23 protein-coding genes and 2 pseudogenes are annotated in these 22525 nt (G+C 49.1%); 10 read left to right on the top strand and 15 right to left on the bottom strand.

What is annotated here, in order from left to right; all coding sequences use genetic code 11:
* Positions 1 to 41: 41 nt before the first annotated feature.
* The 7 genes from NC980_RS00205 to NC980_RS00235 all read left to right on the top strand — a co-directional run bounded on the left by NC980_RS00205 (position 42) and on the right by NC980_RS00235 (position 6121).
* Positions 42 to 1004, top strand: coding sequence for an S-layer homology domain-containing protein (locus NC980_RS00205; RefSeq protein ID WP_190378490.1), 963 nt, complete (start codon positions 42 to 44; stop codon positions 1002 to 1004).
* A gap of 77 nt (positions 1005 to 1081) precedes the next feature.
* Positions 1082 to 3661 (top strand): leucine--tRNA ligase, encoded by a 2580-nt coding sequence (gene leuS / locus NC980_RS00210; protein ID WP_190378491.1) that lies wholly within the window; start codon positions 1082 to 1084, stop codon positions 3659 to 3661.
* A gap of 5 nt (positions 3662 to 3666) precedes the next feature.
* Positions 3667 to 3939: a type II toxin-antitoxin system HicA family toxin gene (locus NC980_RS00215; RefSeq protein ID WP_190378492.1), complete on the top strand. Its 273-nt coding sequence runs from the start codon at positions 3667 to 3669 to the stop codon at positions 3937 to 3939.
* Complete coding sequence (locus tag NC980_RS00220; protein ID WP_190378493.1) at positions 3936 to 4157, top strand: type II toxin-antitoxin system HicB family antitoxin; 222 nt, start codon at positions 3936 to 3938, stop codon at positions 4155 to 4157. Before NC980_RS00215 ends, NC980_RS00220 begins: the two co-directional genes overlap by 4 nt.
* 178 nt (positions 4158 to 4335) lie before the next feature.
* Positions 4336 to 4527 (top strand): type II toxin-antitoxin system HicB family antitoxin, encoded by a 192-nt coding sequence (locus NC980_RS00225; protein WP_242027117.1) that lies wholly within the window; start codon positions 4336 to 4338, stop codon positions 4525 to 4527.
* A gap of 11 nt (positions 4528 to 4538) precedes the next feature.
* Positions 4539 to 5564, top strand: a complete 1026-nt coding sequence (locus NC980_RS00230; protein ID WP_190378494.1) for an agmatinase family protein — start codon at positions 4539 to 4541, stop codon at positions 5562 to 5564.
* 56 nt (positions 5565 to 5620) lie between these two features.
* A complete protein-coding gene (locus NC980_RS00235) occupies positions 5621 to 6121 on the top strand; it encodes a hypothetical protein (protein ID WP_190378495.1) in 501 nt (166 codons plus the stop codon).
* 64 nt (positions 6122 to 6185) lie between these two features.
* Here the strand turns inward: NC980_RS00235 and NC980_RS00240 are convergent, their stop codons facing one another.
* From NC980_RS00240 to NC980_RS00250, 3 genes and pseudogenes are all read right to left on the bottom strand, one after another.
* The gene (locus tag NC980_RS00240) at positions 6186 to 7040 is read right to left on the bottom strand and encodes a carbonic anhydrase (RefSeq protein WP_190378496.1); all 855 of its coding nucleotides are present in this window, start codon (positions 7038 to 7040) and stop codon (positions 6186 to 6188) included.
* A 13-nt stretch (positions 7041 to 7053) separates the two neighbouring features.
* Positions 7054 to 8091, bottom strand: a pseudogene (locus tag NC980_RS00245) (DUF4912 domain-containing protein); the annotation flags it as partial.
* Positions 8092 to 9720: 1629 nt separating this feature from the next.
* Positions 9721 to 10542, bottom strand: a pseudogene (locus NC980_RS00250) (substrate-binding domain-containing protein); the annotation flags it as partial.
* 201 nt (positions 10543 to 10743) lie between these two features.
* Here NC980_RS00250 and NC980_RS00255 point away from each other — a divergent pair.
* Complete coding sequence (locus NC980_RS00255) at positions 10744 to 12474, top strand: ATP-binding protein (RefSeq protein WP_190378498.1); 1731 nt, start codon at positions 10744 to 10746, stop codon at positions 12472 to 12474.
* Positions 12475 to 12484: 10 nt separating this feature from the next.
* Here NC980_RS00255 and NC980_RS00260 read toward each other — a convergent pair whose 3' ends face one another.
* From NC980_RS00260 to apcA, 11 genes are all read right to left on the bottom strand, one after another.
* Positions 12485 to 13585 (bottom strand): ABC transporter ATP-binding protein, encoded by a 1101-nt coding sequence (locus NC980_RS00260; protein WP_190378499.1) that lies wholly within the window; start codon positions 13583 to 13585, stop codon positions 12485 to 12487.
* 20 nt (positions 13586 to 13605) lie between these two features.
* Complete coding sequence (locus NC980_RS00265; protein ID WP_190378500.1) at positions 13606 to 14487, bottom strand: carbohydrate ABC transporter permease; 882 nt, start codon at positions 14485 to 14487, stop codon at positions 13606 to 13608.
* A 2-nt stretch (positions 14488 to 14489) separates the two neighbouring features.
* On the bottom strand, positions 14490 to 15395 hold the full coding sequence (locus NC980_RS00270) for a sugar ABC transporter permease (protein ID WP_190378501.1): 906 nt from the start codon (positions 15393 to 15395) through the stop codon (positions 14490 to 14492).
* Positions 15396 to 15398: 3 nt separating this feature from the next.
* Positions 15399 to 16709, bottom strand: a complete 1311-nt coding sequence (locus NC980_RS00275) for an ABC transporter substrate-binding protein (RefSeq protein WP_190378502.1) — start codon at positions 16707 to 16709, stop codon at positions 15399 to 15401.
* A 317-nt stretch (positions 16710 to 17026) separates the two neighbouring features.
* Positions 17027 to 17269: a hypothetical protein gene (locus NC980_RS00280; RefSeq protein WP_190378917.1), complete on the bottom strand. Its 243-nt coding sequence runs from the start codon at positions 17267 to 17269 to the stop codon at positions 17027 to 17029.
* Complete coding sequence (locus tag NC980_RS00285) at positions 17248 to 17406, bottom strand: hypothetical protein (protein WP_190378503.1); 159 nt, start codon at positions 17404 to 17406, stop codon at positions 17248 to 17250. The genes NC980_RS00280 and NC980_RS00285 overlap by 22 nt, the downstream gene beginning before the upstream one ends.
* Positions 17407 to 17483: 77 nt before the next feature.
* Positions 17484 to 17834: a DUF5615 family PIN-like protein gene (locus tag NC980_RS00290; RefSeq protein ID WP_190378504.1), complete on the bottom strand. Its 351-nt coding sequence runs from the start codon at positions 17832 to 17834 to the stop codon at positions 17484 to 17486.
* Entirely contained in the window at positions 17828 to 18166 is a 339-nt protein-coding gene (locus NC980_RS00295; RefSeq protein ID WP_190378505.1) for a DUF433 domain-containing protein, read from the bottom strand. The genes NC980_RS00290 and NC980_RS00295 overlap by 7 nt, the downstream gene beginning before the upstream one ends.
* A 300-nt stretch (positions 18167 to 18466) precedes the next feature.
* Positions 18467 to 18670 (bottom strand): phycobilisome linker polypeptide, encoded by a 204-nt coding sequence (locus NC980_RS00300; protein ID WP_059000225.1) that lies wholly within the window; start codon positions 18668 to 18670, stop codon positions 18467 to 18469.
* A gap of 292 nt (positions 18671 to 18962) precedes the next feature.
* Entirely contained in the window at positions 18963 to 19448 is a 486-nt protein-coding gene (gene apcB, locus NC980_RS00305; RefSeq protein ID WP_190378506.1) for an allophycocyanin subunit beta, read from the bottom strand.
* 62 nt (positions 19449 to 19510) lie between these two features.
* Positions 19511 to 19996: an allophycocyanin subunit alpha gene (gene apcA, locus NC980_RS00310; RefSeq protein WP_190378507.1), complete on the bottom strand. Its 486-nt coding sequence runs from the start codon at positions 19994 to 19996 to the stop codon at positions 19511 to 19513.
* Positions 19997 to 20052: 56 nt separating this feature from the next.
* On the opposite strand from apcA, the gene NC980_RS00315 reads away from it, so the two are divergent.
* Positions 20053 to 20184: a hypothetical protein gene (locus tag NC980_RS00315; RefSeq protein ID WP_277881520.1), complete on the top strand. Its 132-nt coding sequence runs from the start codon at positions 20053 to 20055 to the stop codon at positions 20182 to 20184.
* A 176-nt stretch (positions 20185 to 20360) separates the two neighbouring features.
* A complete protein-coding gene (locus tag NC980_RS00320) occupies positions 20361 to 22310 on the top strand; it encodes a CHASE3 domain-containing protein (protein ID WP_190378508.1) in 1950 nt (649 codons plus the stop codon).
* Here the strand turns inward: NC980_RS00320 and NC980_RS00325 are convergent.
* Positions 22245 to 22478 carry a hypothetical protein gene (locus NC980_RS00325; RefSeq protein WP_190378509.1) on the bottom strand — a complete coding sequence of 78 codons (234 nt, stop codon included), beginning with the start codon at positions 22476 to 22478 and terminating at the stop codon, positions 22245 to 22247. The genes NC980_RS00320 and NC980_RS00325 overlap by 66 nt on opposite strands.
* Positions 22479 to 22525: the final 47 nt, after the last annotated feature.

The following is a 22525-nucleotide window of genomic DNA, read 5'->3' on the forward strand; positions in this document are numbered from 1 at the left end:
TTGGAGAAATAAACTCTGATCAAAGCATACGCTTTAATAAAATGACTTCACCTCCAGATCCGCGCCGTCGCCTAACTTCCGATGAACTCATTGCCATGTTTGTTGCTTTCGTCAGCATTGGAAGCATCTTCTTCTGGGCAACTCGACAACCGGGAACAGGCTTTGATATCGGTTCGCTGCTTTCAAATTCTCCACAGCCTGCACCTTCTCCGCTCCTTGCTTCACCCGCACCCGACCCTGATGGCGCGATCGTCACCACGCCCCCCAACCCCCAAGCGCCCCCCGTTCCACAACCTGAAGCCACCAGCGCTCCTCAGCCAAATACCCAAACCTTTGTTCCAATCGCTCCGATCGGCGCTGCTCCGTCTCCGAGTCCTAGCAGCCTGCCGAACCTCGTTCCCTCTCCCACAACACCGCCCGAAGCTGCAAAGCCAGTCACAGGATTTAAGGATGTACCGAGTGATTTTTGGGCAGGTGCTTATATCGGAGAACTCACGCGCCGCAATATTTTGAGTGGATTTCAGGATGGAACATTCAAACCGAATGAGCCGATTAGCCGCGCTCAGTTTGCGGCACTGTTAGGTAAGGCATTTGGTAAGCCGAAAGAGCGGGGAGGTATTGCGTTTCGAGATGTCCCCGCGAATTTTTGGGCGAGATCCGCGATCGATGATGCCATTCAAACAGGCTTTATGAGCGGTTATTCTGAGGGCGTGTTTCGACCGAATCAGCAAATCCCACTCTATCAACTGCAAGTAGCCTTAGCATCTGGTCTGAAGCTGCAACCGCCAACCGCTCCAGCGCAGACCTTAGCGAAGTTCAAGGACGTGAACAAGTTGCCGAAATGGGCACAAGGCAGCGTTGCAGCAGCCGTTGAATCGGGTCTAGTGACCGGATTCCCCAGCGCTCAGCAGTTAACACCGAATCGAGTGGCAACACGGGCAGATGCAGCCGCTTTGCTCTATCAAGCACTGGTCAGAGAAGGAAGAATCACACCGACAAAATAAGCTACACCTCTACATCTCCTCATCTAGAATGGGTAAGCAGATAATTTTGCCCCATATTCGTATTCAGGAGTTGATTCGTGGAGTTCCGTTACACCCCCACAGAGATCGAAGCAAAATGGCAGCAAGCTTGGACAGATGCCGAGTTGTCCCAAACGCCTGAAACGAGCGATAAGCCGAAGTTTTACGCGCTGTCTATGTTTCCGTATCCCTCTGGCAATCTCCACATGGGGCATGTGCGGGTGTATACGATCGTCGATGTGATCGCTCGACTCAAACGAATGCAAGGATATCGCGTCCTGAATCCGATGGGTTGGGATGCGTTCGGGTTGCCTGCGGAAAATGCAGCGATCGAGCGCGGCGTTCATCCCGCGAAGTGGACGTATCAAAATATCGATCAGATGCGCGACCAGTTGAAGCAGTTGGGCATCTCGTTTGATTGGACAAAAGAAGTAGCAACCTGTTCGCCAGACTACTATCGCTGGACACAGTGGATTTTCTTGGAGTTCTTTAAGGCAGGTTTGGCGTATCAGAAAGAAGCCACGGTGAATTGGGATCCGATCGATCAAACTGTATTAGCCAATGAGCAGGTGGATGCCGATGGACGGTCTTGGCGATCAGGGGCGAAAGTCGAACGGAAGTTGCTGCGTCAGTGGTTTTTGAAGATCACAGATTATGCAGAGCAATTGTTAACGGATTTAGACAAGCTGAAGGGATGGCCCGATCGCGTTAAGTTAATGCAGGCAAATTGGATCGGCAAGTCCACAGGCGCACAAGTGACTTTCACCACAGAAGCAGGTGACGAAATTGTTGTGTTTACGACTCGTCCTGATACGCTGTGGGGTGCATCATTCATGGTGTTGTCGCCGGAGCATCCTTTAGTCGAGAAGTTGACGACCCCGGAACAAGCAGAAGCAATTCAGCAGTATCAAGAAGCGGCGGCAGCGAAAAGTGATCTCGATCGTACCGATGAAGGTCAGGAAAAGACGGGCGTTTGGACGGGCAGCTCTGCGATCAATCCCGTGAATGACCAGAAGATTCCGATTTGGATTGCAGATTATGTGCTGATGGACTATGGAACAGGCGCAATTATGGCAGTTCCAGCCCACGATCAGCGAGATTTTGAGTTTGCGAAAAAGTTCGATTTACCGATCAAAGTCGTCGTTCAGCCCCCGGATCAAACTTTAGATGCTGCAACTATGACCGAAGCCTTTCCGGGCGAAGGGGTGATGGTGAATTCCGGTGTGTTGGATGGTGTTCCGGCAGGGAAAGGAAAAGGTCAGAGTGTTGAAGCAGCGATCGCATTCCTTGAATCGAAGCAAAAAGGGAAAGGTACCTCGAACTATCGCCTAAGAGATTGGTTAATTTCACGACAAAGATACTGGGGCGCACCGATTCCGATCATTCACTGTCCGAAGTGTGGTGCAGTTCCGGTTCCCGACTCTGACTTACCTGTTGCACTGCCTGAGAATGTTGAGTTCTCCGGTAAAGGCGGCTCACCGTTAACCCAGTTAGAATCCTGGCTGAATGTTTCTTGTCCGAGTTGTGGAACGCCTGCAAAACGCGAGACCGACACGATGGATACATTTATCGATTCGTCGTGGTATTTCTTGCGCTATCCCGATGCCAACAATGATCAAGCAGTGTTCGATCGCACAATCACAAACGATTGGATGCCTGTGGATCAATACGTGGGCGGAATTGAACACGCGATTTTACATTTACTGTATTCGCGATTTTTTACGAAGGTATTGCGCGATCGGGGTCTGTTGAACTTCGATGAACCCTTCGAGCGTCTACTTACTCAAGGTATGGTTCAGGGCAGAACTTACAAAAATCCAACCAATGGAAAGTATGTGCTTCCTGCTGAGATTAAAGATGCAACCAATCCGATCGATCCAGCAACCGGAGAAAAGCTAGAAGTTGTATTCGAGAAAATGTCGAAATCGAAGTACAACGGTGTAGCTCCGGGTGATGTTGTCGATAAATACGGGGCGGATACGGCGCGGATGTTTATCTTATTCAAAGCACCGCCTGAGAAAGATTTGGAGTGGGAAGATGCCGACGTTGAAGGGCAATTCCGATTCCTCAATCGGGTATGGCGATTGGTGACGGAATCCGGCGTGGGTAGAGCAATTAATCGCGTCTCTACCCACGGCAATTTATCCAAACCTGAGAAAGATTTGCGTCGATCGATTCACACGGCAATCAAAGAAGTCACCGAAGATTTGCAGGGTGACTATCAATTCAACACGGCAGTCTCTGAACTGATGAAATTGAGCAATGCCTTGAGCGATGCTCAAAAAGATTCCCCGGTTTATGCCGAAGGCATTGATACATTGCTGCGATTGTTAGCGCCGTTTGCTCCACACATTGCTGAGGAACTGTGGCACACGATCGGACATTCCGACTCAATCCATACGCAGTCTTTCCCGATCGTTGATCCAAGTGCATTAATCGCCGATGAGAAAACGATCGTGATTCAAATCTTAGGCAAAACACGCGGAACGATCGAGGCAGCAACTGCGATCGCAGACGACAAAGCCGCATTAGAACAATTTGCGCGAGAGTCAGAGATTGCAAAACGCTACATCGAAGGCAAAGAGATTAAGAAGATAATTGTTGTGCCTGGGAAACTCGTCAACTTCGTCGTGGTCTAGCTTGAATGTCGAAAAAGCGAAAATTACTCAAAAAAATTTTGGAGGGTTCAAACAACGTCTCATTTGATGAACTTGTAACACTGGTTGAAGGCTTCGGCTTTACCCTTTCTCGGATTAATGGCAGTCATCATATTTTTCATCACCCTGACATTCCTGATCTTGTGAATCTCCAAAATAGAAAGGGGAAAGCCGTACCTTATCAAATTCGTCAATTTCTTAGCATCGTTGAAGAACACGCCCTTACCCTTGAAAACGACTCTGGTGAAACCGAGCCATGAAAGACTATCACATCAATATCTTCTACAGTGAAGAAGACGAAGGGTATATCGCTGATATTCCTGACTTGAAGTATTGTTCAGCGTTTGGTGAGACGGTTGAAGAAGCTGTTCAAGAAGTCCTGAAAGCAAAAGCAGCTTGGCTAGAAACGGCTCAACGCGAGGGCAAAACAATTCCAACCCCCAAGTATCGACCCGCAATCTATCAGGCTGCTCCTTAGACGAAAGCTTTCTAGAATAGGTGTGTGAGCAATGCCTAAGAAAATTCGAGAGCTAAAAACTTTGCTGTTAAAAGCAGGCTTTACGAGCAAACCCGGAAACAGAATCAGGAGAAACCCTAAAAAGATGAACTATCGCTACAGCATCCTAATTCAATAGTCGGATGAGGATCAATGTTATGTGGTGAGTTTGCCGGAATGGGGAGAGTATTGTCATACCCACGGCGAAACCTACGAGGAAGCCCTTCAGAATACACAGGAAGCATTGGAACTGTTAGTTGAATCAGCATTCCCTTCGGGGGGCGAAGCCAGCGCAGAAGGCGAACCTTTACCGGAACCACAAACCTTTGGAAAAACGCTTCAAACTGTATAGGAACTTAAAAAATGACAGATTTACAGAACTATGATCCTAGTGGCATAGGTGTCATGGGTCGATTGTTTGGCTTGCCGTTTGACTATGACTCGGCAAAATTAATTGTGTTGGGTGTGCCTTGGGAAGTGACGGTTTCTTACAATGCCGGAACTGCGCGAGGTGTAGCAGCAATGCTGAATGCTTCGTCGCAGCTTGATTTGTATGACTTTGACAATCCAGACGGGTGGAAACAAGGAATCTTTATGCCTGAGATTCCACAAACCATTCTTGATCGCTCCGATCGACTCCGATCAGATGCCGCGAAGATTATCGATCGCTTATCTGTTGGAGAACAGCTAGATTCACAACTAGCTCAGTTACTCGAAACAATCAATCAAGCGGGTGAAACGCTGAACCAATGGTTATTTGAACAGAGCGATCGCGCCCTTCAGCAAGGAAAGCGAGTCGCAGTCGTGGGTGGGGATCATAGTGTGCCGCTGGGGTACTTGAGAGCGATCGCCCAACATCACGAGAATTTTGGCATTCTGCACATTGATGCTCATGCGGATTTGCGCCAGGCTTACGAAGGCTTCGAGTATTCGCACGCCTCGATTATGTACAACGTGCTGAAACTGCCACAGATGACCAAGCTTGTGCAAGTTGGAATTCGTGATGTTTGTTTAGACGAAGTAAACCTAATTCGTGACTCTAGCGGTCGAATCTCAACCTACTATGATCCGATGCTGAAACAAAAACAGTATGCGGGTGTGCCTTGGCTTCAAATTTGCCAGCAAATCGTGGCAGAACTGCCGCAAGAAGTTTATATCAGCGTCGATGTTGATGGCTTTGATCCGAAGCTTTGCCCGATGACTGGAACACCTGTGCCCGGTGGATTAGAGCTAGAGCAAGCTTTCTGCTTGTTCCGCGAAGTCGTTAACAGTGGACGTAAGGTGATTGGCTTTGATGTCGTTGAAATTGGGAATGCTGAATGGGATGGAAATGTTGCTGCCAGAACTCTCTACAAACTGTGCAATCTAATGGATTCATCCTTGCAATAGAGGAAAAGATTATCTTTAAGTCTTAGTCTGATTCAGTACAGTGTCATTCCACTTGTATGTCCTGGAAAACGGTCTTTTCGTTTGCGCTGTTCGCCACACTGCTGACCATCGCGCTTGGTTGGCTCATCAGCATACGAGCATTGCCGATCGCTCAAACCATTTACTTTAACGATGCAGAACGTCGTTTTATGGGCGTTTGGATCTGGCTAGCAATCACTCTGGGCATAATTCTTCCCGGCATTGCTTGGATAGCTTGGTTCAAAGATCCCCAAATCCGCAAAATTCTGGGGCTTTATCTGGCTACATTAATCATTCAAATTCTGACCGAGCAAATTTCTAGCAGTTTTGGAGTTCCCAGTTTAGTGATCGCGATCGGAACGGTGTACACCATCTTTCGCATCTGGCAAATCTGGCGATCACAACAACTCATCAGTCAAGTCTCTAGGAATGTTGCAAGCCGCAAAGGGATGACTGTACTGCTGTGGATTTTAGGCTTATTTTGGTGCAGCAATCTGATTATGCTGTCAACGATCGGATGGTCTAGCGTGTTGAGCTAGAGGAAGAAGAAAGCGGCGATCGCCCCAACTTTAGAGCTTAGAGCGATCGCGATTTTCTCAGCATCTACTGCCGTCGAGCGACTGAGCCGCGATAAATGCGATCGGCTTGTTCCGGAGTCAGCCAAGGCATCGACTCAACCGGCACTTCAGCGCGAACAGGTTGGCGGACGGGTTCTGGCGATTTTCCGTTTCCGTTCGAGGGTACAGGCGCATCCGGGACTAACTCACACGCAACAGGCGGAGCGCTCGTTTTTGCGTACTGTTTGGGAACCACTTCGCCGCGCTCCCGGATCGATAGCTGGCTTTGAGGCGGAACATACGCATGAGTGTCTGGATCAAACGCGAGAACTTCCCCGGTTTCAATGTGATAAACCCAAGCAAAAATTTCGAGTTTGCGCTGGTACAAACGCGAGTGCACAACTGGATAGGTTTTGAGATTCTCGATTTGGGTGAGAACGTTTTCGGCGATCGTAATCTCTAACAGTTGTTCGCCGCTGTACTGACTGTAATTCTCCCTCACCAATCGCCGAGTCGCTTCCGAATGCTTCAGCCATTCATACACCAACGGCATTTCTTCTTCAAGCTTGCCAAGCTGTAACAAGCCCTTCATCGCGCCGCAGTGAGAGTGACCACAGACAATAATTTGCTGAATATCCAGGGCATTAATTGCATATTCAACCGCCGCCCCTTCTCCACCGTTCGCCGCGCCATACGGTGGAATAATATTTCCAGCATTGCGAATGACAAATAGATCACCAATATCCGCATGAGTAATCAAATTTGGATCAATGCGGGAGTCAGAGCAGGTAATAAATAGAACACGCGGTTTTTGACCGTGCGACAGTTCTTCTAGCTGATCCAGGTGTTTCGGAACGTAACTCTCTCGAAATTGTCGGTGTCCTTGAATTAACTTTTTCATCGCTCCCTTCCAGTTATGATTGCCATTCGTCAATGGCTTCGTCTTTGGTGTTGGTGTTTCGGCTTGGTGTCTCGCGGGTGAACTTCAGATGAATCGATCGCGTTTGCTCTCCATCTTTTGCCACTGCCAAGATCGGATAATCGATTAAACCATCTTGGAACGACATTTGGAATCGGAAGGTTCCGTCTGGATTGAGCGGAATCGTTTCGCCTGCGATCGTAACGATCGCATCCGGTTCCGTTGCACCATATACAATCAGTTCCGCGTCGGCAACTAGCCAGAATCGACGGGGGCGAATCGGTACGGCACTGCTAGAGAATAATCCGGCTCCAGACATGCCAATCCCAGACATTCCAGAAATCCCGGAAGCAGTGGGGGGCAATAGTCCTGCACCAGACGGAAACGCGATCGAACGATCGACGGGAACTTGCTGCATAGAGCCAAAAATCGACCCTGCAATTCGCTGAAGTTCTGCACCTTGAGATAAATCGAATATCCGATCATACATCGCATTTGGGGCGACCACCAAATCGCGCTCCTCCAGAGGTGAGGGCAGCGTCAAGGGCGTTTGACCCCGCAAGTTGTTGTCCCAAGGAACGGTTGCGAATTGATCGTACTCCCAAGTAGACGGATACACGGGCGGAATTCGGATAGGCAACGATCGCGCCAGCATCAGCCAGCGTCCGTCTCCGGCAACGTAACCAATTTCGACTAGGTAATCGCGATCGCTCACCGGGATGGGGAGATACCAATCGCGGGCGAGTTCATCACATTCAAATTGCTGTAAGTTATGCGGGCTTTGATGGGTTAGATCGAGATCGGTAACATCAGCCAAACGTAAAATGAGCGTTTGTCCACCTTGGCTACGCAGTTCTGATTTGTGTTCGTTGGGAATGTCCCAGTACGCATACGCCCATTGCGGATCACGGGGCATCAGCACGATTCGGCTTTCTCCATAGCCATCGGGTAATTCAGGTAAGCCTTCATCGACTGAGGCTAACGTTTCGCTAGACAAATCCGTTTGTCCAAGATCAAATCGCGCTGCCTCGACATCGGTTTGACCCGCATCGCTCCGGGTTGCCAATCCTGCCGCAAGTCCCATTCCGCCTGCCGCAAGGGTAGTTGCGCCAACCCTCGTAGACGGTTCTTCAGCGATCGTATCGGTCTCATCGGCGATCGTATCCATTGTCTCGAATTCATCGATTTCGAGATCCGTTCCCGCATCGATTTCAGAAAGTTCGGACGGAGGAATTCCCGGTTCAGGAGTCGTTGCTTCCACGATCGCAGCCTCATTCCCTACAGTCGATTCAGTGGCTCCGAGTCCTGAGAGTGCTGCTGCTCCACCGAATGCCGCAAGCCCCGGAATTACACTTTCAGAATCAAGCGTTCCAAGCGGATCGACGATCGTCGCTTCAGGGACAGCCGCATCTAAATCGAGTTGCACATAATCTACATCAGGGGCTGAAATTAGCGGAAGTTCGTCTACCGTGGGTGCGTCATCGAGATCCAGGTTGATCGAAGGCAGGTCGAGCGGTGCATCTTCGACCTCATCGAGCGGTTCGATCGTATCTAGAGACGTGAGGGATTCATCGAATGCGACTGGTGCTAGTTCATCGACGCTACTGGGTGCATCATCAAGGTTCAGTTCGATCGCAGGCTGATCAAGCGGAGCGACTTCGGCTCCTTCGAGCGGCTCGATCGCGTCTAAAGATGTGAGCGGTTCGGGTTCAGGCAGGTTATCTGATTCCTCACGCATCAAGGCGACGGCTCCAAGTCCAGCCATTCCCCCAAGCATTGCTCCCGTTGGCAAGTTAATTTCTGGTGGCGCTTCCGGTGGCTCAATCGTAGCGGAGTGCAAAGTTGGGGTGTCGACCGCTGGCATCTCACGGATTTCAATCAAGGGGCGATCGGGAACCGGAGCCGATTCTGCAATCACGGGTGGCTCGGTCGATTCAGAAGATTCAGCGACGATCGCAGGTGGTTCTGCGGGAATTGCTGAGGCTTCAGGCGGTTCTGTCGGCTCTGCTTGATCGGACACCGAAGCGGCCCCCGCTCCTACCAGTGCCGCTCCCCCAACCGCAGCAGGAGAAACTGTGGGAGGTTGAACTTCTGCGATCGCGGCGCGATCGGAATTAATCACCGAACCCGCACGCGATGCCAGACTGCCATCTGAAGTTGAAGGATTCATTAGAGGCGGCGGGGGCGGTGGAGTGACAGGTCGAGGTGGGGGCGGTAGTTCTGTCGCCGCAGGGGTCGTTGCTTGCACCGCGCTTCGCGTTCGACGACGCAGCAGCCCGCCGATCAAAAGTGCGGCAAGCCCCAACGGCAACAGCCACCAGAGCCAGCCCGGAACACCGCTATCACTATTTTGGGAGTTGGTTGGATTTGTGGCGAGGGGCGCTGCATTCGATGCGCCAGATGTCGATGTGTCAGATGCTGATATACCGGGAGTTGAACTGAGAGCCGTTGCGCCTGATGTGCCAGAAGCGCCCGGTGCTGCCGTAGACGGTGCGCCAACGGGTGAGCCTGCGGGGGCAGGAGACGATCCAGCACTGGCTCCCGCATTTAATGCGCCTGCGGCGGCGCTTCCTGCCGTCAGCACTGCATCTGAGTTGATGGCTAACGAAGCCGGATCGGTTTCAGCAGCACGAGCGGCTTCTACCCCTGAGTTGGAAGTCGTGTAGCCCAAGAACGCGGCTGCACCCGGAGAGGGATTCGCTTTATGAACGTAGTAAAAGGGCTGTGAAAAGGGATAGCGCGGATCAGTAGGCAAGGTGTTGTACATCGGCACAATCCGCAGATTTGCCTGGTTTAAGACTTGATTTGCAGGTGCAAAGCTGAGTCCATCTTTACCAAGCTGCTGAGCCACGGCTTGAGTGCTATCTTCACCCGTCCGGGTTGCGGTAGAGCCAACTTGATAGGGTGTGTCGATGAAGATGGCATAGTTGCGAAAGGCAGTACGGGTATCGCTCAGGTCGGGTCGATCGATAAAGCGAATCCGTCCCGGTGTGCCGCCTAATTCCGACCAGTCCGTAATTTCACCCCGGACAATTTTCACAAACTGCGGTACCGTGATACTGCCTCTAAAGGGGTTGTCTGGACTAATGATCAGCGCAATCTTGCCGCGTCCGACCGCAACGGGAACCAGCCCCTGATCACGCTCTGATTGCGTCAACGATCGCCCGATCGCAGCCAAGTCAACCTTGCCATCGCGGAGGGCTTGCAGTCCCACCGCACTCCCCGAATAGTTGAGATTGATTTTGCTGCCCGAAAATTGACTTTCAAACCGCTGTTTCAGCGCTTGATTAGTTGTCGCCATGCTGCTTGATCCCTCAATCTGCACGGTGGTTCCAGAGGGGACAGAAGACGGAAGGGGAAAGGTCGGCGGTGCGGTCTGAGCCAACGTTGGAGGGGCAATGATCGATTCGAGGGGTTTTGCTGCTGCAACCGTGGTCAGCAGTAGGGCAAAACCGAGCGCAGACGATTTCTGATTTGGCAACATTAATTCAAATGCCTCTTACACCAGTGCAGATTAAAATAGAATTTGCAACGTATTATATAGCGATCGTTCAAAGTCCGCTTCTGTCGATGTATGGGCGCACGTTAGCAAACCATACTGAATGTGATTTGCAGCACTCCTGGTCACGGTAGGACAGATGCAAAAATCGGGAACTTTGTAAAAAATCCTGTTAAAGATTTGGTGATGCGTATTAACGACCGGGATTACCTCGTTTCTAGTCAAGACGATCGCAGCTATCAGCTCTTGCTAGAAGCGATTCCAGATATCATGCTGCGCTTGAATCGAGCAGGAGTTTGTTTAGATTTTCACGTTCCGCAATCGGTGGCGTTTCGGCTATTTAGCGCAGGGGTAGACTGGCGGGGAAAGTTTCTATGGGAAATTTTGCCGCCTCATCTCGCAGCCCAGCGTATGGTTTACGTGGAGCGAGCGATCGTCACGAATGAAGTGCAAGTCTATGAACAAGAACTCGAAGTCGATGGACAGTGGCAGTATGAAGAAGTGCGCGTGACGCGCTGCAATGAGCAGGAAGCTTTAGTGATTGTTCGCGATATTAGCGCTCGTAAGTATGCACAAATCGCACTACAGCGCAGTGAAGCTCGATTTCAAAGACTTGCCGCGAATGTCCCAGGGGTGTTGTATCAGTTTCGACTATCACTGGAGGGTAAAGTCAGTTTTCCCTACATCAGCGCATACTCACAGGAGTTGTTTGAGCTAGAACCGGAGCAAGTTTATCGCAATTCCGATCTGCTCATGAATCAGGTTCATCCTGATGATCAAGTAGAGCTTTGGAGATCGATTTGGCACTCAGCCGCCACACTTCAGCCTTGTACTTGGTTAGGACGGCTTACTACTCCATCTGGTCGGCTAATTTGGATTCAGAAGCAGTCTAGACCAGAGCGACAGGCGGATGGATCAGTGCTATGGGATGGGGTCATTCTGAATATAACCGAAGGCAAGCTCAACGAAGAAGCACTACGTCGATCGGAAGCCCAGCTAAGACAGCAAGCGATCGACCTCGAAAACACACTGCAAGACCTCAAACGCACTCAAACGCAACTCATTCACAGTGAGAAGATGTCTTCACTGGGTCAGCTTGTGGCAGGCATTGCTCACGAAATTAACAATCCTATTAGCTTTATCTATGGCAATCTGTGTCACGCCAATGATTATGTCGCTGATATTTTTGACTTAATTCATCTCTATCAAAAACATCATCCACAGCCGCATCCAGAAGTTGAGGAACAGATTGCAGCGATCGACCTTGAGTTTATTTCCAGTGATTTAGATAAGCTGCTAAGTTCGATGCAGACGGGTGCAGAACGCATTCAAGACATTGTTTTATCATTGCGGACGTTTTCCCGACTTGACGAAGCGGCATTGAAGCGAGTGAATATTCACGATGGCATCGAAAGTACACTGACGATCTTGCAGAGTCGTTTAAATCAGGACTATCAGGGATACAAACTTAAAGTTACAAGAAATTACGCTGAGCTACCCAGAATCGAATGCTTTGCAGGTTCGCTGAACCAGGTGTTTCTGCAAATTATTACGAATGCGATCGATGCGCTAGAAGTGGCAATTCAAAACCCGCAATGGTTAGTGCATCATCCACAGCCGACGATCGAAATTTACACCGAGCAAGTCGATGCTGAGCAAGTCCGGATTCGGATTCTTGATAACGGCATGGGGATTGCCGAATCAGAGCAGGCTCGAATGTTCGACCCATTCTTTACCACTAAGCCGATCGGTCAAGGTACGGGAATGGGGTTAGCCATGAGCTATCAGATTGTGACTCAGCAGCATCATGGCAGTTTGAAATGTCGATCAATTCCATTGCAGGGTGCAGAACTTGTGGTCACGCTGCCAATTCGACAGGTTGAGGTGCAATCTCAATTACGATCGCACCTCTTGTAACGATGCGTAACTATGCCGCGACTCGTGATTCGCTACTAGAAACACGATCGCCTGTGGTGGCATCAAACCAGTGAATATGCTCAACTGGAAACGCCAATCGCACAGTGCTACCATTGCTGAACCCAGAATGCACCGGCAGAATTGCCCGAACCTTCATTGGTTCACCAGACGCACTCTGAAGGTGGCAACTCACCAAGTCGTGCATTCCTAAGTTCTCAGTCAGAAAGACTTCGCCGTTGAGAACGGGTTCGTTCTGACCTTGAGCGAGGTGTACATGCTCCGGACGAATGCCCAGCACCACTTCTCGCGCTGCATATCCACGGGGTGTAGGAATCCGAGTATTGCCAACGAGTGCGCTGCCATTGTCACAAGGAACCCGCAAGAAGTTCATTTGCGGACTACCAATAAAGCCTGCCACAAATTCGTTGGCAGGATGACTGTAGATTACATCAGGTCGATCGAACTGTTGCAGATAGCCATTGTTCAGCACGGCAACTTTAGTCGAAAGCGTCATCGCTTCGGTTTGGTCGTGCGTCACATAAACGATCGGCGCATTTTGCGATCCGAAGAGTTGTTTCAGTTCTGCCCGGACATGTTCCCGCAACAGTGCATCTAAGTTACTGAGAGGTTCATCCAGCAAGAACAAATCAGGACGACGAACTAAGGTTCGCGCCACTGCTACCCGTTGCCGTTGACCTCCAGATAACTGTCCGGGTTTACGATCCATTAATTCATGCAAGCCTAGAAAATCTGCAACTTCCCGAATGCGCTCTTTGACTTCAGCGTGGGGCGTTTTTCGCAGTTTTAACCCGGATGCAATGTTCTCGTAAACCGACATATGTGGATACAGCGCATAGCTTTGAAACACCATTGCAATGTTGCGATCGCCTGGGCTCAAGCGGCTGACATCGTGACCATTGATCATCACTCGTCCGCTGGTGGGCTGTTCGAGTCCTGCAATCAGCCGCAAAATTGTAGATTTCCCGCAGCCTGATGGGCCTAACAGCGTGAGAAATTCACCTTGATTCACTTCTAAACTGATGTTTTTGACCGGAACAACCTTGGGAGTGTAAGCCTTTCTCAAATCAATGAGTTGTAGATTTCTAGTCATGATGTTTGATGTGATAAGAGTTATCCTTTAACGGCTCCAGCAGTCAGACCTTGAACAATGCGACGTTGAAAGAACAGCACCAGTAGCACGAGCGGAATCGTACCAAGAACCGTAGCTGCCGCGATCGGGCCAAACGGAATTTCAAACGGGGAAGCACCGCCGAGTTGAGCACCTGCAACCGGAACGGTTTTCATGTCTTCGCGAGTAATAAACGTCAACGCAAAGATGAATTCGTTCCAGGCAGAAATGAAGGTGAGAATTCCAGTTGTAACCAATGCTGGAATTGTCATTGGTAAGACCACTTCGAGCAACATTCGAGGGGTGCTATAGCCATCAACTCTGGCAGCATCTTCGAGATCTTTCGGCAATTGTTGAAAGAAACTCCGCATCACCAAGATGGTTAACGGTAAGTTAATCGCAGTGTAAGGAATGATCAGCGCGAGATAGTTATTACCGAGGTTGAGATAGCGAACGATTTCTAACAATCCAAAGAACAATAGAATTGGTGGGAACAATGTCACAATCAAAATGGTTGCGAGAATCCAACGTTCTCCCTGGAGCTTCAATCGTGCCAACGCATAAGCCGCAGGCGCACCCACGCCCAATGCCAAAATCGTTGAAGCAAAAGAAACGATCGCGCTATTGAAGATATAGTTCAAAAACGGGCGACGCTGGAACAGTTCGCGATAGTGATCCAGGGTGTAGCGTGTGGGAAAGTAGACGTTCGGAATTGCCGCAATATCAGCGTTGACCTTCACTGAAGTCAACAACTGCCACAAAATTGGGGCGAGGCAGAAGATAACGGTGAACGCGACCGCGATCGGCAAGATAATTTTGCGACCAATCTTCGCTCCACCGCTTGGGGCTCTACGATCAACGGATTCTGGAAATACAGTGGTCATAGTTAGATTTCTCCTGCGGCTTTGGCTCTAGATCGAGTGAGGAAGTACGACGCGATCGCGACGGCTAACACCAACAGTAAGAACGTCACAACCACCAGCGCTGCACCGTAACCGAAATCCAAATACCGCATTACAGTTGAGTAAATGTAAAGCGACACAGTTTCGGTTGCACCTCCCGGGCCACCACCAGTCATCACGCTGATCAAGTCGAAGATGCCAAATGATTGTGCAAGTCGGAATAACAACGCGATTACAACTTGCGGCATCAATAGCGGCAGAGTGATCTGCCGGAAGCTTTGCCAGGGGCTAGCTCCGTCGATCGCTTGCGCTTCGTACAAATCATTTGAAATCGACTGTAATCCAGCTAATAATAAGATGCTGATAAACGGAGTCGTTTTCCACACATCTGCCAGAATCACGGCAATCATGGCTAAGGTTGGATCACCGAGCCAGTTCACACCCGTTTTCACAAGTCCCAAGCGCAGCAGAATATCATTCACAATGCCGTACTGGTCGTTAAAAATCCAAGTCCAGCCCAGTGCAATCAGCGCAGTCGGCAATGCCCAAGGGAGAATCGCGATCGTTCTAACTGTCCCCCGTCCCCGAAACTTCTGGTTCAGCACCAAGGCAATCCCCATCCCCAAAATCAATTCGAGGAATACAGAGGCAAGCGTAAAGACGGTTGAATTCAGCATCGTGCGCCAAAACCGCCCATCTTGCGCCATGCGACCAAAGTTAGAAAGTCCTGCGAACTGTGGATTAAGTTGAGTTCCCAAGTTAATTGCAAACAAACTTTGCCAGAACGCTCTCAAAATTGGGTAAGCAAACACCAGCGCCAGGATGACCAATGCGGGAATTGTGAGGAACCACCCTGCGCGGCGTTCTCGTTCTCGAATGATGTCTTTCATCGGCTAAGCTCCTAACAGCGATCGCGTTTCTCGTGCTGCCGATTGCATCGCTTCTTCGGGTGAAATTTGCCGAGATAGCGCTGCATTCAAGTAGCGTTGCAAAATGTCTGAGGTTTGGGCATATTGCGCGATCGGGGGACGCAATGCCGGGTTTTCCAGAACTTTCAGAATCATTGGAAAGTATTCGTAGCGCTGAAGCAGTTCTCGATCGTTGTACAGTTCACGCCGCGTCGGTAGATAGGCACCTGCAATCGCTAATTGCTTCTGAGCTTCTGGGCTGGTGAAGAATTGCACTGCTTTCCGGGCTTCTTGAGGGTGTCGGGTGGTGCTGGAAATTCCCAGTCCCCAGCCGCCTTGGCACGCTCCACTGCGTGCATCTGGCGCGTGAATCATTGGCTTAATACCAACTTTGCCGCGCACTGGAGAATCTTTGCCGTTCAGCAAATCCCAAGCGTAGGGCCAATTCCGCATAAATAGCGTGTTGCCATTTTGGAATAACCGTCGTGCATCTTCTTCGATGTAAGTGTTGACTCCTGGCGGTGAAACCCCTTGTTGGATTGTGCTGACCAGGAATTTCACCGTGTCGATCGCTTCAGGTCGATCGAGTCCCACTTCATTGGTCTGAGGATTGATCCAAAAACCCCCATTTCCTTGCAGAACTTCGATGAACATCGCCGATAGTCCTTCATACTGCCGACCCTGCCACACATAGCCCCACTGCGCTGCATCTTTCGATTGAACCGCCTTCGAGGCTTGCATCAAATCTTGGAACGTTTCCGGCGGCTTTAATCCGGCTTGCTGGAGTAAGTCCGCTCGGTAGTAAAGCATCCCCACATCCGTCCGGTAGGGCAAGCGATAAAGCTTACCTTTATACCGCCCACCTTCGATGTCCCCCTTAAGGAACTTTCCTAGCTCTGGTTCCGGCAAGATGTCGGACATATCTTGCAGCCATCCTGCTGCGGCGAACTTGGGAACCCAAGTGATATCCATGTTGAGGAGATCATAGGGCGAGTCACCAAGCAAGAATGCAGAGGAATAGAGATCTTCAACTAAGTTAGAAGAGTTCGGGCCTTCAACAATATTGATCTTAATGCCTGGATTTTGCCGCTCAAACTCTGCAATTAGAGGTGGAAACGGCTTCACATCTGGAGCGGGAATCAAGATTGACAATATAACAGGCTGCTGCGCTCTTAGAGGAAGAACAACCAGCAGCGCAGTTAAGGCGAATGCAACAAAGGAGCTAACGATGCGAAATGTGAGCGATCGTCGCCAATATTGCACGAATTTATAGCGATATTCCTGTAGGAGTTGCATAGGCGAATTACCCTGCGATCGCGGTTTGAACTCGCGATCGTATTGCGTTGAGTAGATGGTGAATTGGGCAAAATTTGAACAGAAATCAAACGCTAAAACTAAGCATTTCTGTAGAAGTTCCAGCGTTCTAAATCATATGAATATGGCGATCTCGCCCTCATCTTCTTTAAGATGGATGAGCTTAAAAAGAATGTTAAGTTAGTTGAATAAGCCTATTAGTTTCTGATAATAACGAGAAGCTTCTGTCTTAATAAAAATCAGGCTTTAGCCATGTTGAGGAAGGCTCAAGCAGTCCGAAGCACGCTTTACAGCTCGGTCTAATAATCACTATCAGCGACACAGATTCCCTGGCACTTAATTCCATTTGTCGCCGTGCGTTTACAGTGCGGACAGAGCAGCGTATCGCTTTCGGATACTCGCTCAGTTTCTGCTTCAGTAATGATTTGTGGCTGGTCCTTTTCGGTCTGAAGTTCGCTCGTCATAGAAGCAATTTTGCGATCGATCCAAACATAGCCTAACAAATAGCGCTTTTCAACGCTCAACACTTCAACATCTTCCATTTTGCTATTGAATCTAGAACGATCGCTAAAACACCCGCACATCTAACTCCGGACACCGCGCCTGAGCCAACCGCCGCCTGCCGATACAATCCCGCATTAAACGACTCAAACCCCGCAATCAAAGCAATCCGCTTCATAGTTGATGAGAAAGAGAACTTCCCTTCATTGTACGAATTGTTCCTCAGCCGTATGCTTGCTGTTTGAAATATTGTCTTTACCACGGAAGATACTGAACTTGACCTTCCAGCTCTCCTTCCTGACTGCACTCTACAAGTAGAAGCAAATCTTCAATGACTCGTCCAATGGGCGCGCCCGTGCTAATTTCGCTCACTCCTGACATCGAGTGGCCTTGTCTCACTCGATCATAGGCATAACGAGTAATTGTAGCGACATCATGAGTTAACAGAACATGCCCTTCTTGGGCTGCCCACCCTAAAATGGTTGGATCATCTGCGCCTGACAACCCAACATCTTGGACACGCACGATATCAAGCATCGGGTTACGGCGGAATAGTCCTCGAACGATCGTGTTATCGAAATTCTCATCAACAAGCAGTTTTAACATTCTTGCTGATTTGTTCTACGGGCAAGCAGACGACCGCGCAGTCCTTGTGGATCACATCTAGCCTGATTCATAGCGCGAACCTCTTGCGCTTGCTGCCGTCGCTGCTGCAAGTAAGCTTCTACCTCTGATTGATGCTTGAGATAAAAGGCGATCGTTGCGTAAATATCCGCTAAATTCAGTGACGGATAGCGGTAAGCAATTTCCTCGGCAGTTGCGCCTTGCTGAAAGACAGCAACCACAATGTCTAGGGTAACGCGAGTCTTACCGACGAGAATTACACCATCCTCATTCGCTTCTAGCGGAGCAGGTTCAGCCACGATCGTCAATGTCATAGGCACCTTTAGATTCATTGTTCTGATGGTAGCGAATTTCGGTTTGCCTTAGTGGATATGCTAGACCATGCCCTGTCAATACAATTTTGTATTGAACGACTGACCTACAAGCTTTTCAGCTAATGATGCAATAAAGACCATATGTCGTAAGCTTTCAGACAAATCAAGGCTTTAATGCCAGTCACTATATCAAACTGATCCTGCTCACTGCAGTATCAAGCAAGGTGATGATTGACCAACAAAAAAGGAGGTCTAAAACCTCCCGCTAATGCTCAGAGTTAGCAAACATTCAGAACTCGCTTACGCCAGACCTGTATTCATGCCCTGTTTACCCGTAGCCAGTTCCACCTTCACAATCTTTCCACCCATCTTCTGGATGCGTTGCTGTTCTTTGAACCAGTTCTCGTAAGGCACAAGCTTGGTAAAGAACGTATTTTGCAGTTCGCGCTGTGTGCGAATCCGAGTTTGGCTCGGAACACAAGCGGTAATCTTGAACATTCTCATGGGATCTCTCCTAAAGATGAAGAAAGGCGCAGCAAAAAAAGTGCCTTGCAAGAGTTGAGTTTAGAAAAATCTCAAAAAGAGTCGATCGCCAATTCAGCTAAATGATAGCGGCTTAACAAATTGGAACGATCGTCGGTTTCACAAAACCTCTGTTTAAAAGGTTGGAAGCCAAGAGTCAATATTAAATCGCAAAAGCTTAGACACGCCTCAACAACTTAATACTCACTCCAGACTTCCAAACCAGTCTGAAAGCTAAAGAACGAAGATCACTCCATTCTCAACCTTTCGCGAGTTAGCTCAAACCAGAGCTGATGTAGTCGAAGTAAACGCCCATTTCTTTACCAGCGTCAGAACCAACCAATCCAGCCGTGACTTCTTTCATAGCTTGAATCGATTGAACGGTAGCAGCAATGGGTACACCCAAGCTGTTGTAGGTTTCTTTCAATCCGTTGAGCACGCGCTCATCGAGGATCGAAGGATCTCCAGCCAACATTGCATAGGTTGCATAGCGGAGATAGTAGTCCAAGTCGCGAATGCAAGCAGCATAACGACGAGTGGTGTACATGTTTCCACCGGGACGGGTGATGTCCGAGTACAACAAGGACTTAGCGACAGCTTCTTTGACGATCGCTGCTGCGTTAGCCGAGATGGTGGTTGCTGCACGAACGCGCAGTTCACCCGTTTGGAAGTAGCCTTTGAGCTTTTCGAGGGATGAAGAGTCAAGGTACTTACCTTGAACGTCAGAAGTATTGATTACCGAGGTAATTGCGTCTTGCATGGTTAAAGTTCCGTAAGTCGCGTGGTCTAGTTAAACAAGGAGGAAATCGATCAAGGCAGCAATTACTGCATTGCACCGATTACATAGTCGAAGTAAGCGCCAGCTTCGGAAGCATCATCCGAGGAGAGCAACGAAGCAGCCACGTTCTTCATAGCGCGAATGCCTTCTGCAACCGCAGGAATCGGAGTTCCCAAGGAGTTGTACATTTCTCTCACGCCGACGATACCGATTTCTTCGATCGGGGTTACATCACCTGCAACGATTCCGTAGGTTACGAGACGCAGGTAGTAGTCCAAGTCACGCAGACAGGTAGCGGTCATTTCTTCGCCGTATGCGTTTCCACCAGGAGAAACAACATCAGGACGCTTTTGGAACAGTTGATCACCTGCTTGCTTAACGATGCGCTCACGCGAATCGGTCAAGGTTTGTGCGATCCGCAGGCGGCGCTCACCCGTGGTGACGAAGCCTTTGATCCGATCCAATTCACCGGGGCTGAGGTAACGTGCCTCAGCGTCAGCGTTCACGATTGACTTCGTGACAATACTCATTGATGGATTCCTCCAAGGAAATGTAACCGAGTGTGTTTAAAACGGGAGTTCCCCAAATGGCTTTGCAAGTTTACGCGCTTGGAGCCGTGGCTTTCAGCTTCTCAGGATGTCTGAGGGCTGTCAAGCTTGAGATTCGTCAGAACTGCAATGAAGCAGTTCGGGCAACCTCTGTGACGCAAGCGTTTTGACTTAGCGACCTTCCGAAATTATTGTGCGGCATTGTGTTCACTATCCTGGTGAGTCTGAAACATTTTGTAATATCTTTACTCAGGATAGAGAACACACCTGAGAATCCGTCTTGTAGTAGACCCAGAGAGAGTACAGGCGGTGTAAAATCTGCCTCACGGTTGATTTGGAGCGCCACATGAAGCGGTCTTTTTCATGCAATGCCTCGATCGGCGCTTGGTGTTCACTTGCAGCCCTGGTCGGGATTGGAACGCTGTCCTACTCCACGTTGGCGGGATATCGCGAGGCGAAGCGGTGGGAAAATCACACACAACAGGTTTTGCTGACAACTCAATCTTTACTCTCACAGCTAAAGAATGCTGAGTTAGGGCAACGGGGATATCTGCTCACGCAGGATCGCCAATATTTACAACCGTATGAAGATTCGATTCAAGCTGTCGATCAAACGATGGTTCGGTTGCGAAGTTTGACTAAGGATAATCTCAGCCAGCAGCAACGACTATCACGCATTAATCAATTGCTGCTCGATCGTTTTGCTCTAATCAGGAGAACGATTAAGTTAGCAGATGCAAATCAATTTGATCCGGCGCGATCAATTGTGAAGAGCAATCAAGGTCTATCTTTGATGACTGAGATTCGCGGGTTGATTAGCGAAATGCAGAATGAAGAAAACCAATTGTTAGAAGAGCGAGCGAATGCTGAGCGAAATCGGCTGAATACGATCGTGAGTCTGACGATTCCAAGCTGCTTGGCGATCGCGTTATTTCTTGAAGTTTTGGTCTTGCAGTTGCGGCGAAATTTAATTCAGCGTGAGTTAGCAGAGCAAGCTTTGCGTAAGCAGAATGGCAAGCTGAATTTGCTATACGATACAACGCGAGAGTTATTGTTAGCGGAAGATCCAATCTCGCTACTAGATAACTTATATGAAAGACTTTCAGCGCAGTTAGGCTTAGGGTTTTATATCAATTATTTAGTAACCCCTAGAGGGAATGGCGCTTCTCTAAAACTAGCTTCATCATATGGATTAACGGCTGAACAAAAGATGGATCTTCTAGAGCTAGAGCTCGGCCAGGCTGTATGTGGTCAGGTTGTACAGGATGGAATACAAATTTCTATTAGTGATGTTCAAAGTTCAGTTCTAGAAAAAACTAGTTTGATACGATCGCTGGGTATTACCGCTTACTCTAGTCAACCCTTGATTACTCAAGGAAAAGTGCTAGGGGTGTTGTCGTTTGGTAGTCGATCGCGGACTTCTTTTACACTTGAAGAACAGGAGTTAATGCAGGCAGCAGCAGATCAAGTTGCGATCGCAATCGATCGAGCAAATTTGATGAAATCGCTGCAAGATCGAAGCGAACAGTTAGCCAAGTCAAATCAAATTAAAGATGAGTTTTTAGCAGTTCTGTCTCATGAGTTACGAACACCGTTGAATCCAATCTTGGGCTGGGTACAGTTGCTGCGTCAACGCAAGTTTGATTCGTCAGTTGCCGATCGCGCTTTAGATATTATTGAACGGAATGCAAGGATTCAGATTAACTTGATTGACGATTTATTAGATATATCGCGAATTTTGAAGGGTAAGCTGGTACTAAAAAGTGAGCCTGTAGATTTACGGAATTCAATTCTATCGGCGATCGACACCGTTCAACTTTCCGCAGAAGCGAAAAAAATCTCAATTCAATTTATTAGTCCTGATGTGCCATACAGGGTTTCGGGAGACTCCAATCGACTTCAACAAATTGTCTGGAATCTACTTTCTAATGCCATCAAATTTACAGCAGAAAACGGACGAGTTGAAGTTGCACTATCCCAGAACGAAAGTGCTCAATCACGGACAGCCGAAATTACAGTTCGGGATAATGGGGTAGGCATCGCCCCTGAGTTTCTGCCGTATGTGTTTGATCACTTTAAACAGGCAGATGGAAGCAGTACCCGGCAGTTCGGGGGACTCGGATTGGGACTCGCGATCGCGCGCCACCTCACTGAGTTGCAGGGTGGAACGGTGCGCGTCGAAAGCGAGGGAGAAAGGCAAGGGGCAACTTTTGTAGTCGCATTACCCTTGTTAGAATCTGCCATTTCGAAACAGTTTAGCGGGCTTGAGAAACAGCCAGCCAATAAAGAAGAATGAAGCGGTAAAGAGTTGGGCGATATCTAATGCAGAGAGATAGCCGTCCATTAACGCGGCGATCGAGCGATCGGTAATGCCAAACAGCCAGGAGGAAATGCCGAAGATCCAAATTCCTGATCGCAGCCTTGAAAGGAACGTAGCCAGCTCAGGAGAGGGTTGACGAATCATAATGCGCTCTAAGGGGTGGGAGTGGGTTCATGATGTTGTCTATGTTA

The sequence above is a fragment of the Leptolyngbya sp. AS-A5 genome, from assembly GCF_039962495.1.
Classification (GTDB): Bacteria; Cyanobacteriota; Cyanobacteriia; order Leptolyngbyales; family Leptolyngbyaceae; genus Leptolyngbya.

Coding starts and splice junctions, on each gene's coding strand:
- NC980_RS00205 (WP_190378490.1), top strand. CDS start 42: ATGACTTCACCTCCAGATCCGCGCCGTCGCCTAACTTCCGATGAACTC.
- NC980_RS00215 (WP_190378492.1), top strand. CDS start 3,667: ATGTCGAAAAAGCGAAAATTACTCAAAAAAATTTTGGAGGGTTCAAAC.
- NC980_RS00220 (WP_190378493.1), top strand. CDS start 3,936: ATGAAAGACTATCACATCAATATCTTCTACAGTGAAGAAGACGAAGGG.
- NC980_RS00230 (WP_190378494.1), top strand. CDS start 4,539: ATGACAGATTTACAGAACTATGATCCTAGTGGCATAGGTGTCATGGGT.
- NC980_RS00235 (WP_190378495.1), top strand. CDS start 5,621: ATGTCCTGGAAAACGGTCTTTTCGTTTGCGCTGTTCGCCACACTGCTG.
- NC980_RS00240 (WP_190378496.1), bottom strand. CDS start 7,040: ATGAAAAAGTTAATTCAAGGACACCGACAATTTCGAGAGAGTTACGTT.
- NC980_RS00255 (WP_190378498.1), top strand. CDS start 10,744: ATGCGTATTAACGACCGGGATTACCTCGTTTCTAGTCAAGACGATCGC.
- NC980_RS00260 (WP_190378499.1), bottom strand. CDS start 13,585: ATGACTAGAAATCTACAACTCATTGATTTGAGAAAGGCTTACACTCCC.
- NC980_RS00265 (WP_190378500.1), bottom strand. CDS start 14,487: ATGACCACTGTATTTCCAGAATCCGTTGATCGTAGAGCCCCAAGCGGT.
- NC980_RS00270 (WP_190378501.1), bottom strand. CDS start 15,395: ATGAAAGACATCATTCGAGAACGAGAACGCCGCGCAGGGTGGTTCCTC.
- NC980_RS00275 (WP_190378502.1), bottom strand. CDS start 16,709: ATGCAACTCCTACAGGAATATCGCTATAAATTCGTGCAATATTGGCGA.
- NC980_RS00280 (WP_190378917.1), bottom strand. CDS start 17,269: ATGGAAGATGTTGAAGTGTTGAGCGTTGAAAAGCGCTATTTGTTAGGC.
- NC980_RS00285 (WP_190378503.1), bottom strand. CDS start 17,406: ATGAAGCGGATTGCTTTGATTGCGGGGTTTGAGTCGTTTAATGCGGGA.
- NC980_RS00290 (WP_190378504.1), bottom strand. CDS start 17,834: ATGTTAAAACTGCTTGTTGATGAGAATTTCGATAACACGATCGTTCGA.
- NC980_RS00295 (WP_190378505.1), bottom strand. CDS start 18,166: ATGACATTGACGATCGTGGCTGAACCTGCTCCGCTAGAAGCGAATGAG.
- NC980_RS00300 (WP_059000225.1), bottom strand. CDS start 18,670: ATGAGAATGTTCAAGATTACCGCTTGTGTTCCGAGCCAAACTCGGATT.
- apcB (WP_190378506.1), bottom strand. CDS start 19,448: ATGCAAGACGCAATTACCTCGGTAATCAATACTTCTGACGTTCAAGGT.
- apcA (WP_190378507.1), bottom strand. CDS start 19,996: ATGAGTATTGTCACGAAGTCAATCGTGAACGCTGACGCTGAGGCACGT.
- NC980_RS00315 (WP_277881520.1), top strand. CDS start 20,053: ATGGCTTTGCAAGTTTACGCGCTTGGAGCCGTGGCTTTCAGCTTCTCA.
- NC980_RS00320 (WP_190378508.1), top strand. CDS start 20,361: ATGAAGCGGTCTTTTTCATGCAATGCCTCGATCGGCGCTTGGTGTTCA.
- NC980_RS00325 (WP_190378509.1), bottom strand. CDS start 22,478: ATGATTCGTCAACCCTCTCCTGAGCTGGCTACGTTCCTTTCAAGGCTG.